A 12,630-nucleotide genomic window follows, 5' to 3' on the forward strand; every position below is an offset into this window, starting at 1 on the left:
CTGTGATCAAAGCGCCCGCCATTTCCATATATGACCTGCGCATCAGCGAAATATGTGTCTGGTGCGGGATTTTAATGCCATGTGCTGTAAAAAAGAAGCACAAGCCTGTTTTTACCTGTGGGTCAGGCATTTTACTGTTCCTCCGCAATCAAAATAAATCAGAGCCGTACCGAACAGTGTCAGCGATACTTTTTTATTTTTCTGGCTTACTCTGCAGGCTTGGTTTGCAGCATTACAATGGCACGCATGACTACAGAAACCACGATGCCGAGCCCCCCTCTTACCCCGGTTCAGGAGTGGTTTGGTGAGTCTTTCAGCAATTTGCATCCTCTTCTGCAGCAAATCCATCTCCATGGCGGTACGCTGCAAGGCGAGATAGATATCAAGCTGGGCAAGGGGCTGGCTGGTTTTCTGGGACGCCGGCTGGCAAAGAAGCTGGGCGTGCCGATCACCCACACCCGTTCAGGCTACAGGGTCAGTATCAGCCATGCGCCAGGGAAATTGATTTGGGCCAGAGAATTCATTGCGCCGGACGGCAAGGTAGAAAAACTGGTCACTGTGTTTGCACCGCATGGCCAGTATCCACATGCTTATTGGCAAGAGAGCACAGGGCTGATGCATTTTCGCCTGACGGTAGATATTCTTGAAGGCGGCGGCTGGAGCTGGCGCGTTCTTGCGGCGCATCTGCATGGCATACCCTTGCCTGTGAAGCTGTTTCCGCAATCGCAGGCCTATAAATGCATAGAAGATGGCCGCTATCGTTTTTATGTAGGCGTTGTCATGCCTGGCCTGGGCTTGCTGCTCAGTTACTCTGGCTTGCTGGAACTTGCACCTGCAATGGCTTCTGCATCGCCAGCAGATAGCCTACTCCCATGAAACCATGCAGGCGAAAGCGCTGAGTCAGCGGGTTATAGCCGAGGCCATGCTGGTCCTGCAAGGCCAGGCCGCTGGCGTTTGCCATGGCGAGTAATTCTGCTGGTTTGATAAATCGCGCATATTGATGGGTACCTCGCGGCAGGATGCGCATAAGATATTCCATCCCCACAATCGCCAGCGCATAACTAAGGGGATTGCGGTTGATCGTTGAGAAAAATACCCAGCCGCCAGGTCTGACCATCTCTGCACAGGCCTGGATGACAGCAGCGGGAGATGGCACATGCTCCAGCATTTCCATGCAGGTAATGACATCGTAATGCCCAACATGTTGTCCGGCCCATGCCTCGGCACTGCTTTTGGCATAATGCACATCCACGTCCTGGCCTTGCGCATGCCACTGGGCGATTTGCAAGGGTTTATCAGCCAGGTCTATGCCTGTGACTTTGGCACCCTTGCGCGCCATGGACTCTGCCAAAATGCCGCCGCCACAACCCACATCCAGCACCTGCTTGCCTGGCAGTTGAACCAGGCGGTCTATCCATGCCAGCCGGTGTGGATTAATTCTGTGCAAGGGTTTGAATTCTGAATTCTCATCCCACCAGCGGCTTGCCAGGCTATTGAAACGTGCCAGTTCGGCTGGGTCGGCATTGCTTGCTATCGTACGAATTGTGCTCATGACATTCTCTATTGATTGATGATAATCGAATCAGGGTCTTACCAGTGACCGCGCCTGCGGTTCCAGCGGTACAGGTGTCTGGCGATGAAGTTATACAGTGGCCGCGTCAAAAAACTCAGCCTTAGTGTCAGCCAGGCCAGCCAGCGACGTCCACTGGTTTGCGACCACAAGGCAGCCAAGGCCTGCTCACCCGTCAGCAGTTCGCCATTGGCATTGCGCACATGCAGGCGCTCGCGTACGGTTTCCAGCTCGCTGTTGATTTCTTTGACTGCATCAGGGTCAGTATGCACATCTACCCAGTTGATCTTGCAAGTCTGCATACGCCCACGCTGATCGCGTATGCCAGCATCACATACAGGGCAGGCACTGTTGTAATAGACCGTCGTGCTGCCTGCAATGTCTTTGTCAGTTTCCATGATACCTGTCTGCCTTTCTTCAGTTCACGATTCAAGCATATACCTTATTTAGCTAAATGTCTAATTATCTAATTAACTTCACGATTACCGGCTAAAGTGCTAAGATGAGTCATCAACAGTTCTTGCTAATTATGGAAAAAGTATTTGAAGCCCTGGCATCGACGCCACGCCGGAAGATTCTGGCTTATTTATCGGAGACAGAATTGTCTGCCGGGGAAATTGCTGCGCGTTTCGACATGACCAAACCGTCCTTGTCCAAGCATTTGCGCATACTGGAATCAGCAGGATTGATTGCCAGTGACAAGCGCGGGCAATTTGTTTTCTATCGTTTGCAGGGGGACAATCTGGCAAATACACTGGCTAGTTTCATGCAGGCAGTGTGCCCTGTATCCAAGTCCCTGAAAAAAGAAAGCAAGGCTTTGGCAGTGAAAAAGTCTGTTGGAAAATCCGTTGAATAATCTACTTTAGAATCCGCTTAAAAATCCGCTTAGTAATCTACTTTAAAATTCACTTAAAAATCCACTTACTCGCGCGCGGCAGGCAATTCACTTTTTTGCGTTTTTAACGGTAGCTGCGGCTTGGCAGTGACTCTGCTCAACAAGGCAGGAGGCGTCAAGGGAAGATTTGGCCCGGAAAATAATTTCTTGACCAGATAGGCCATACGGTTTTTCTGGAAGTCGTCATAGCCACTTAATACACGCTCAACTGTTGCAAGCTGGTGTTCCAGTTCTGTGCTCACCATGGGTGAAATCCAGTCTGTACGCCATGTCATTATCGCGCCACTATCCAGCTCAAGATGACCCAGCACCGGATTGTCGCCCAAAATTTCGCAGGCCAGCGCGTGGCTGAAATCCTCGGCATAAAACTTTCTTAAAGTTCCCAGTCCAAAATCGATGAGGTATTGCTCATCGACTATGCAGACAGCATGACCTTCTTTTTGCTGATCGTGCGCAAAACCCTTATAGCCTATGTAAAAAACACCGTTATTTTGTGTGATTTCGGCATAGCATCCCTGGACTCTGGCGGCATAACCTTTTTCTGACAATATGCGCGCGAGCAAGGCAGACATCACAAAACAGCAACTACCATATTGCTTGAAAAAATCGAGGATTTCAAAATCATCTGCGACCTGCCTCAAGTCATGGGCAAGTTTGCGGTCTTTTACTACTTGTATAAATGCGGTATTCATTGTTGCGAATGAAGACAATGAATGAAAATTCATGCATCATCAAAATGATATATTTACAAAAAGTAATAATATAAAATTCACAATGATTTGTACGTGATAAATCGTAATTACTTGTAAGCAGATGTTTCTACCTGGCTGCTATTTTCCTTCTATTTCCAGCTGACTCAGGCTAGCAGAGTTGTGCAACAAAACCAGCCATGGCTCAGCGCGGAGCCTCAACCAGCATGCTGGTGATGCGCCTGACCAGCGGCAAAACCAGCAACAAAGCGGGGAAAGCAAACACCCACGACAATGCCCAGGAACCCATCCAGATTTGCAGGAAGTGATCTACCAGGCCGACACTACGTAAGGTACTGATGAAAGAAACGATAAAGGTCATCAGTATAGATAACAGCAAGGGCATGACAAGTCCCGCAAAACGTGCCGGCAATTTACGCATGTGATCGACCAGGAAAATAATATTGAGTTTTCATAAATCCCCACGAGCCCGCTGGTCTGTTCAGCGCGCTGCTGATGCAGATTGCCAGCAATGTGCAAAGGATTTGAAAGAAAGTTAGCACCTCAGTGTAATTGCCCATCAAGCAAAAGTAAACAAGGGACAGATAAGAGTTCATGCTTGCCTTGCCACTGCTATTGCGTGTAATTTGACGGCTTTTCTGTCGCTGCAAGCGCTTATGATCCTCCAAGAAAATTTACAGCAAACCTTTTATCAGGCAAGTACTGCGGCTATTGACTACCCATCTCTGCAAGAAAACCTCGATTGCGAAGTCTGCATCATCGGCGGTGGTTTTGCTGGCCTGGCAACGGCAATGGGTTTGATGGAGCGTGGAGTCCGCAATATCGTTTTGCTGGAAGCGGAAGTGATAGGCCACGGTGCCTCTGGTCGCAATGGTGGTTTTGTGTTTGGCGGTTTCAGCCTCGACAATGCAAGCCTGATCAAACAAGTTGGACTTGAGCATGCACGCAAGCTGTATCAACTGACGCTGGATGCAGTTGCTCTGATACGGCAACGCATCACGCAACATCAGATGGAGTGCGACATCAACGACAATGGCGTCTTGCTGGCCAACTGGTTTGATGACGCAAAAAAACTCGCGCAGCAAAGAAATTTCATGCTGCGCGAATTTGAAGTCGACTGGACGCCGTGGTCACGGGAACAGACCCGTGCCGTGTTGAATACTGAGCGGTATTTTGGTGCCCTGCATGAGCAGAATGCATTTCATTTCCACCCGCTGAAATATGCCCTGGCCATGGCCAGGGTTTTGAGCTCCGGGGCTGTGCGTATCCATGAGCATAGCCGCGTAAGCACGATTGATGCTGGTAGTGCTGAAAAGATCGCACGTACAGCAAATGGCTCGGTGAAGGCACAACACGTGGTCGTCTGTTGTGGTGGCTACATAGAAAAACTTTATCCACAGTTGGGGCGCTCGGTACTGCCTATCGCTACCTATGTCATGGCGACTGAAAAACTGGGCGACAAACTGGCAAGTGCGATGCAAACCGGCGCTGCGGTTTATGATACCCGCTTTGCCTTTGATTATTACCGGCCACTGGCAGACAGCCGCCTGCTCTGGGGCGGGCGCATTTCCATACGCGACAGACAGCCCGCCGAAGTCGCTGATTTGCTATACGGTGACATGCTCAAGGTGTATCCGCAACTGGCTGGAACAAAGGTCGAATATGCCTGGTGCTGCCTGATGAGCTATGCCCAGCACAAGATGCCACAAATCGGTTGTCTGCCTGACGGTATCTGGTATGCAATGGGTTTTGGCGGCCATGGCATAGCACCAACCACGCTGGCTGGCGAAGTCGTGGCGCAGGCAATCGCCCATAAGCAGACTTTACCTCATGGACTTGATCACTACGGCTTGCCACCTGCCTTTGGTAGCCTTGGCTTGATGGCCGCGCAATGCGCCTATTGGTATTATGAATTGCGTGACTGGCTGCGTGAATAAACAGTTTGCTAGTGCAGACCATGTCGCATATCCAAAGATGCGGTAAGATCACGCCATGAAACCACATCTTGTCGTCGCCCTTGCCTATGATCAATTGTGTACCTTTGAATTTGGCTGCACGGTTGAACTGTTTGCCCTGAACCGTCCGGAACTGGGTGTGGACTGGTATGAGTTCGCTGTCTGCGCTGCGGAACCCGGCAAGTTGCGGGCCGCCGGCGGTATCACAGTAGAAGTGCCATATGGTCTGGAGATGCTGGATCAGGCCGACACTATCATCATCCCTGGCTGGCGTGATGCTGATGAAATGCCACCGCCAGCTTTGCTGGAAAAAATCCGCCTCGCACATGCGCGTGGTGCGCGTATCTGCACTATCTGCTCTGGCGTATTCATCCTCGCTGCAGCTGGCATACTCGATGGCAAAACCGTCACTACGCACTGGCGCTATGCCGAAAAACTGCTGAGACGTTATCCAGAAATCACAGTGCAGGCAAATGCCTTGTATGTAGATCAGGGGCAGATCATGACTTCGGCAGGTTCTGCCGCCGGGTTGGACATGTTGCTGCATCTGGTGCGCAAGGATTATGGTGCGAAAGTCGCCAATATGGTCGCGCAACGCCTTGTGGTACCGCCGCATCGCGAAGGTGGGCAGGCACAGTTTGTACCACGCCCCATGCCCGCAGATGAACATGCACGTCTGGCCAAGTTAATGGACTGGGTCAGGTCCAACCCTGCCCTGCCACATAATCTGGCCTCAATGGCCAAGAAAGCAGCCATGAGTACCCGCACGCTGCAACGTCATTTCAAAGACAGCACAGGCATGGCGCCGGGTGAATGGCTGATACGTGAACGCGTCGCCATCGCCAAGGAATTGCTGGAGTCACCAGCAAGCAGCTTGCCGCAGGTCGCCGAGCTGGCAGGCTTTGGTTCAGAAGAATCCCTGCGCCGCCATTTCCGCCGCATCGTTGCGAACAGTCCCGGCAATTATCGCAAGCAATTTTCTATTGATACACAAACACTTGCCTAGCTGTTGCAGATTTGCGCTGCCCAAAAAAAGGGCTGCACGGTCAGCATGCAGCCCTGTCAAGCGCTCTGCAAAACATTTACTTCATTAGCTCACCAAACCATGCACCGTAGGCTGGTAATTCCACAAGACCATCGGTGACTTGTCCCGGCAAGCCAGTGTCCTTCAATTGTGCGGCATTCTGAGTTGCAGGCCAGTTGAAACTGACAGGCTGGCTCCCGAGGTTGAATGCCGCCAGCAGACTATCGCTGCCAGCCAGGTCACGACGTATCGCCAATACAGGTTCAGGGGCATCGAAGAAACTGATCTCGCCCCTACTAAGCTGCGGGTATTTCTTGCGCCAGGCCAGGATATGGCGGGCAAAATTCAAGACAGACTGATCTTCCTGATCTTGCGCAGAAACTGCATGGGCAGCATGCTCCGCCGGAACCGGCAACCATGGTTTGCCAGAACTGAAACCGGCATTTACCTGATCTGCCTGCCAAGGCATGGGCGTGCGGCAACCGTCGCGGCCCTTGAATTCTGGCCAGAAAGTAATGCCGTACGGGTCTTGTATATCTTCATAGGCGATGTCGGCTTCCGTCAGCGCCAGCTCATCCCCTTGATACAGACATGGCGTGCCTTTCAAGGTCATTTGCATGGCCAGCAGCATTTTGGCAAATTGCGGTGTTGCCTCTGGCCCACCCCAGCGTGTCATGACGCGCACAGAATCATGGTTACCCACAGACCAGGATACCCAGCCACCCTTGACGCGCGCTTCGTATTCCTCCACTTGCTGGCGTATGTAGGCAGCAGAGTACGTCGCCGTCAGCAAATTGAAGCTATAGGCCATCTGTAATTTATTGCCATCGGCGGTGTAATCTGCCATCACGGCCAGCGAATCATCGGCCCCGACTTCACCGATGGCGATCGCGCCATATTCATTCAACAAGCTGCGAATTTTTTCCAGGAAGGCCAGATTCTCTGGCTGCGTCTTGTCGTGGATATGTGCCTGCATGCCATAGGGATTATTGTCCTGCACGGTCTTGTTATCGCGCACCTGACTGGGTGGATTATCCCGCAAAGCCTGGTCATGGAAATGGAAATTGCAGGCGTCGAGACGAAAACCATCTACACCACGCTGCAGCCAGAAACGCATATTATCGAGATGCGCCTGCTGCACTTCAGGATGGTGGAAATTCAGGTCAGGCTGGCTGACCAGGAAATTATGCATATAGTATTGACGACGGCGTGCATCCCACTGCCAGGCAGAACCACCAAACACAGACAGCCAGTTATTCGGCGGTGAACCGTCTGCCTTGGGATTGGCCCACACATACCAGTCGGCCTTGGGGTTGTCACGGTTCTTGCGGCTTTCGACGAACCAGGGGTGCACTTCCGAACAGTGCGACAAGACCTGGTCTATCATGATCTTCAAACCCAGTTCATGCGCGCGCTTGAGCAAGACATCAAAATCAGCCAGCGTGCCAAAGATGGGATCGACATCACAATAATCTGCCACGTCGTAACCAAAGTCCTTCATCGGCGAAGTGAAAAAAGGCGAAATCCAGACGATATCGACGCCCAGGCTGGCGATGTAATCAAGTTTGGAAGTAATGCCAGGCAAGTCACCTATGCCATCGCCATTGCTGTCTGAAAAACTGCGCGGATAGACCTGGTAAATCACGGCATCACGCCACCAGTCATTTGCTTGCACTGCCAAAGAATTATTCATGGATTTGTAATTTCGTTTTAACCACTAGATCAAGACCTCTCAACACAGAGGCACAGAGACACAGAGAAGATCAAAGAGAGCAATCATGTGAAACGTAAAGAAGAAGTATTTATTTAATCTGATTAAATAAAATTTTTCCTCAGTGTTACCTCTGTGCCTCTGTGGTGAAAGGTCTTTTCAAATTTTAGGCGACACAGTCTGACAAGGACAGTCGTTCATTCAATATCGCAGACACACCCAAAAATGCGGGATACTCTGCCGTGATCAGATAAGTCGGTATTTGTGCCAAATAATCTGCAAAACGGCCTTTCGCTTCAAAGCGCTGGCGAAATGCTGATTGCGCAAAAAATTCACCCAGGCGTGGCACGATGCCGCCACCTATATATACGCCACCAGTCGCACCAAGGGTCATGGCCAGGTTGCCGGCGATGGTACCCAGCATCGCACAAAAATAGTCCACAGTACGGGTGCAGATGATGCAACTGCCATCAAGTGCACGACGGGTAATGTCGGCCGCGTTCATTTCTTCAGTATCGGCTTGTTTATCCATTTGCGCCAGGATGCGGTACATCAATTCCAGACCCATGCCTGAGATCAATCTTTCGGCAGAGACATGCGAATATTCTTTCCAGACCTCGCGCAGGATTTCTACCTCTATCTCATTGCTGGGAGAAAAACTCACATGCCCCCCTTCGCTGGACAATGCTACCCAATGCCCGCCAGATGGAATGATGCCAGACACACCCAGACCAGTACCGGGACCGATCAAACCTATGGCGCGGTCAGCCTGAGCCTGGCCACCACCTATCTGCACACGCTCATGAGCGGCCAGATGTGGCAAGGCCATTGCCAGTGCAGTGAAATCATTGACGACTACCAGATTGTCAAACCCCGCCGCCTGCTGTAAAGCGGCTATGGAGAAAGTCCAGTGGTGGTTGGTCATGCGCACCACATCACCATCGACAGGATTGGCAATGGCGATAGCCGCATTTTTTACCGGCGACTGGCATACAGCCAGCACTTCAGGACTCGATAAATAGGCGGCGATGGCAGACTGCAAGTCAGGATAGGCATTGCATGGCAATACAGCAATGGCAGTAAATTCGTGGCTCTGCATTTCCAGTGCGAAACGCGCATTGGTGCCACCTATGTCAGCCAGCAAGCGCGGAGCTGCATTGCATGATTTTTTTTGATTATTACTCAACATCTCACCATTCATATTTTTTGCGCCTGAGCGGGGCCGAAATAAGAAAACAGGTCGCCATCAGATTTTATGTAGCAATACTACATACATCAACACCTCATGTCTAACAAATTTGCGATTATTAGGTTAAAATTTGAAAAAATATTGGCGCGAAGTTGACTTTAGCCACAATAAAACCGGTAAAACCAGCCGTAAACTTGATTTTATTTATGTAGTCACACTACTTTTGCGATTCAAACATATCTACAATCAGAGTAAAGAAGCTTGTTTTACCCAGGAGACTGTTTTGTTTTTTGAACAAACTACTGCACGGGCAAAAAGCTGCGGCAGCTTTTTAATGGCGTGCGTACTCACGACTTGTGCCACAACTTGTGGCAGCCATGCTGTCGCCAGCAATGCGCCAGACGCAGGCCTTGCTGCATGCAATGCAGGTCCGTTTGAAAGCACATTATCGCCAGCCGCCATGCCAACCACAGACGCGCGCGCCTATTGGCTTTCCAACAAACTGATACGCTGGCCTGGCCGGGCAACAGACAACAAAGTCAGGCTATACATCTCCAGGACAGGACAACTCAAACTCAGCAAGGGCAACAAACCAAGCGGCTTTGATGAAGTGATTGCACTGACCGGATCGGACGCGACACTCGACACCGATATTGCAAAACGCTTTACCTATACTGAACCGGGAAAAGTATATGAGCTTGCACATATCAGTTTGCAACAATTGCGTTCATTGCAGCAATCACAAGTAATAATCGTCGCAGAAGATAATGAAGGCCGGGTTATCGATTACACCGGCCTGCAAATTGCCGGAGCGCTCGATGACTTATACAAGACAGCAGGCAGCCTCAATGATTACGGCGCCAACATTCGCAAGGCAGCAGTTACCAATAAAACGCAGACACGATTCCGCGTCTGGGCACCGACGGCGCAACGTGTTTCGATTTGCCTGTATCCAGATGGCAAAGCCAAATCTACCAGCATACTGCCCATGCAATCCGATGCCGATACTGGCAGCTGGAACACCAGTGTCAAGGTGGATTTATCCGGCAAGTATTACACCTACCTGGTCGATGTTTACGTACCCGGCAGGGGCCTGGTGCGCAATCGCGTCACTGATCCCTACTCCATCAGCCTGACGACAGATTCAAAGCGCAGTTATATCGCTGACCTGACTTCCAGTAAATTAAAACCCCTGGGCTGGGACGAGCAAACGCCAAATACCAAAGTAAAAAATCAAACTGACATGCAAGTCTATGAATTGCATGTACGGGATTTTTCCATCAATGATGCAACGGTGAGGCCTGCCTGGCGCGGCAAATACCTGGCCTTTAGCGAAGCAAACTCGAATGGCATGCGACATTTGCAGGCCCTGAGTGCAGCGGGCATGACGGACATACATTTACTGCCTGTCTTTGACTTTGCCACCGTACCTGAAGCAGGCTGCCAGACACCCATGATCAAGGGCCAGGCCGATGGCGAAGAGCAACAAAAAATCGCTACGCAATATGCCGACAAGGATTGCTATAACTGGGGTTACGAGCCCTATCACTATAATGCGCCCGAGGGTAGCTATGCCGCTGATGCCAGCAATGGAGCAAAGCGCATCATGGAATTCAGGAAAATGGTCATGGCCTTGCACAATGCCGGTTTGCGCGTGGGCATGGACGTGGTTTACAACCATACTGCAGGGGCTGGACAAACTGCCTACTCAGTATTGGACCGCATCGTCCCCGGCTACTATCAGCGCCTGAACCAGTTCGGACAAATAGAGCGCTCCACCTGCTGCGACAATACCGCAACAGAAAATCTCATGATGGCCAAGCTGATGAGTGATTCTGTACTGTTGTGGACGCAGCATTACAAAATAGACTCTTTCCGTTTTGACTTGATGGGACACCAACCCAGACAGGTGATGGAAGACATGCAAGCCAGGCTGTTGCGAGAAACCGGACGCCAGATCCAGTTCCTCGGAGAAGGCTGGAATTTTGGAGAAATTGCCGACGGCAAGCGCTTTGTCCAGGCATCGCAGTTGTCACTGAATGGCAGCGGCATAGGCAGCTTCAGCGACCGTGCCCGCGATGCCATACGCGGCGGCGGCCATGGCGATGCAGGCGAAGGCATAGTCAAAAACCAGGGTTACATCAATGGTCTGGTTTATATGCCAAACACCCTGGCAGACAAGGCCAGGCCACAGCAGGATCTTTTGCGCGCGGCCGACATGCTCAGGCTGGGCCTGGCAGGCTCAGTACGCAACTTCAGCATGCAAACCTTTGATGGCAAGACCAGGCAATTACAGGACATCGATTATGCTGGTCAGCCTGCAGGCTATGCCAGCCAGCCTGGCGAAGTCGTCAACTATGTAGAGAACCACGACAACCAGACCCTGTTCGACATCAATGCCTATCGCCTGCCGCTGGACACCAGCAGCGCAGACCGCGCCCGCATTCAGGCTCTGGCCCTGGCAACAACAGCGTTCAGCCAGGGCGTGGCCTACTACCATGCGGGTGTCGATATCCTGCGCTCCAAGTCCATGGACAGCAATAGCTTCAATTCCGGCGACTGGTTTAACCGGCTGGACTGGAGCTATGGCGACAATTATTTTGCGACAGGCTTGCCACCAGAAAAAGACAATGCACAGTTTTACCCTTATATCAAGGAGGCACTAAAGCAGGCGAATATTAAACCGACCCGCGCAGATATTGCCTATAGTCGCGATCAATTCCGTGATTTATTGCAGATCAGGGCCAGCTCCAGCCTGTTCAGATTATCGACTGCGTCCGATATCGCACAGCGCCTGCAATTCTATAATACCGGCCCCGAGCAAAATCCCTTACTGATAGCCGCGCATCTGGATGGCAGGCAATTGGCAGGAGCGAACTTTGACTCTGTCATGTATTTCATCAATATCAGCTCACAGCCGCAATCATTAACCATAGACGGACAAAGCAAGCGCAGCTATCAATTGCATCCTACACATTTGCTTACACAAGCAGCAGATAAACGTGTGGCAGCAGAAGCGAAGTATGAGAGTATCAGCGGGCGGTTTACGATTCCCGCCCTGAGTGCCGTGGTCTTTGTAGGACAATAGGAAGACAAGAGCAAGACAGCAAGATCTTTTTTGGAGCACGGCTTCATGAGTGCAATCTTGGTTTTAGTGCGCAACAGGCATCATGCAGTGCAAAGTTCTTCCATACAGATGCCTTATTGATGCAAAAAGCCGAGCTTATACATGGTTCAGATATTGCTTATTGCTTGACTGTTTTGACATTGAAATACACAAGGGAATTTCGCTAGACAGGGTACAAATCAGGCAGTACAGATTATTTAAAACAGGGATTCATATGCTTGCTACAAAAAATATGAAAAGTTTTCAGTCAAGAAACGCAAATTTAACACCAACAGCGGTTATTATTACCGCCTTCATATTCTAAGATCGAGGAGACAGCCGGAATGGATTTTTCAAATCGCCAGCAAGAGCCGGGGAAGAAGTTTATAGGCTTGGGGCTGGTTATCGCATTTCACGTACTGGTGGTATATGCCCTGGTATCTGGATTGGCGCGCAAAGCGATGGAAGTG

Annotated in this window: 11 protein-coding genes; 5 read left to right on the top strand and 6 right to left on the bottom strand. The window is 50.8% G+C overall.

The genetic code is table 11. The features are described 5' to 3' along the window. Positions 1-264 precede the first annotated feature (264 nt). Positions 265-876 carry a DUF4166 domain-containing protein gene (locus ACO0LL_RS25570; protein ID WP_422953631.1) on the top strand — a complete coding sequence of 204 codons (612 nt, stop codon included), beginning with the start codon at positions 265-267 and terminating at the stop codon, positions 874-876. On the opposite strand, the gene ubiG is transcribed toward ACO0LL_RS25570, so the two are convergent. Both ubiG and ACO0LL_RS25580 read right to left on the bottom strand, forming a co-directional pair. Then, positions 803-1,552: a bifunctional 2-polyprenyl-6-hydroxyphenol methylase/3-demethylubiquinol 3-O-methyltransferase UbiG gene (gene ubiG, locus ACO0LL_RS25575; RefSeq protein WP_422953632.1), complete on the bottom strand. Its 750-nt coding sequence runs from the start codon at positions 1,550-1,552 to the stop codon at positions 803-805. The two genes, ACO0LL_RS25570 and ubiG, sit on opposite strands and share 74 nt — an antisense overlap. Positions 1,553-1,590: 38 nt before the next feature. Beyond that, positions 1,591-1,968: a thiol-disulfide oxidoreductase DCC family protein gene (locus ACO0LL_RS25580; RefSeq protein WP_422953633.1), complete on the bottom strand. Its 378-nt coding sequence runs from the start codon at positions 1,966-1,968 to the stop codon at positions 1,591-1,593. A gap of 104 nt (positions 1,969-2,072) precedes the next feature. Between ACO0LL_RS25580 and ACO0LL_RS25585 the strand changes: the two genes are divergently transcribed. Continuing rightward, a complete protein-coding gene (locus ACO0LL_RS25585; RefSeq protein ID WP_422953634.1) occupies positions 2,073-2,426 on the top strand; it encodes a metalloregulator ArsR/SmtB family transcription factor in 354 nt (117 codons plus the stop codon). Between the two features lie 65 nt (positions 2,427-2,491). Here the strand turns inward: ACO0LL_RS25585 and ACO0LL_RS25590 are convergent, their stop codons facing one another. Continuing rightward, on the bottom strand, positions 2,492-3,157 hold the full coding sequence (locus tag ACO0LL_RS25590) for a hypothetical protein (RefSeq protein WP_422953635.1): 666 nt from the start codon (positions 3,155-3,157) through the stop codon (positions 2,492-2,494). 202 nt (positions 3,158-3,359) lie between these two features. Beyond that, on the bottom strand, positions 3,360-3,596 hold the full coding sequence (locus tag ACO0LL_RS25595; protein WP_422953636.1) for a DUF2798 domain-containing protein: 237 nt from the start codon (positions 3,594-3,596) through the stop codon (positions 3,360-3,362). Positions 3,597-3,831: 235 nt separating this feature from the next. Between ACO0LL_RS25595 and ACO0LL_RS25600 the strand changes: the two genes are divergently transcribed. Next, complete coding sequence (locus ACO0LL_RS25600; RefSeq protein ID WP_422953637.1) at positions 3,832-5,112, top strand: NAD(P)/FAD-dependent oxidoreductase; 1,281 nt, start codon at positions 3,832-3,834, stop codon at positions 5,110-5,112. A gap of 55 nt (positions 5,113-5,167) precedes the next feature. Further along, positions 5,168-6,136, top strand: a complete 969-nt coding sequence (gene ftrA, locus ACO0LL_RS25605; RefSeq protein ID WP_422953638.1) for a transcriptional regulator FtrA — start codon at positions 5,168-5,170, stop codon at positions 6,134-6,136. Positions 6,137-6,212: 76 nt separating this feature from the next. Here the strand turns inward: ftrA and ACO0LL_RS25610 are convergent, their stop codons facing one another. After that, the gene (locus tag ACO0LL_RS25610; RefSeq protein ID WP_422953639.1) at positions 6,213-7,847 is read right to left on the bottom strand and encodes an alpha-amylase family glycosyl hydrolase; all 1,635 of its coding nucleotides are present in this window, start codon (positions 7,845-7,847) and stop codon (positions 6,213-6,215) included. Between the two features lie 184 nt (positions 7,848-8,031). Continuing rightward, positions 8,032-9,054 (bottom strand): glucokinase, encoded by a 1,023-nt coding sequence (locus ACO0LL_RS25615; protein ID WP_422953640.1) that lies wholly within the window; start codon positions 9,052-9,054, stop codon positions 8,032-8,034. A gap of 283 nt (positions 9,055-9,337) precedes the next feature. Here ACO0LL_RS25615 and pulA point away from each other — a divergent pair, with 283 nt between their 5' ends. Next, on the top strand, positions 9,338-12,142 hold the full coding sequence (gene pulA, locus ACO0LL_RS25620; protein ID WP_422953641.1) for a pullulanase-type alpha-1,6-glucosidase: 2,805 nt from the start codon (positions 9,338-9,340) through the stop codon (positions 12,140-12,142). Positions 12,143-12,630 lie beyond the last annotated feature (488 nt).

The organism is Undibacterium sp. TC4M20W, from assembly GCF_049340245.1.
Classification (GTDB): domain Bacteria; phylum Pseudomonadota; class Gammaproteobacteria; order Burkholderiales; family Burkholderiaceae_D; genus Undibacterium.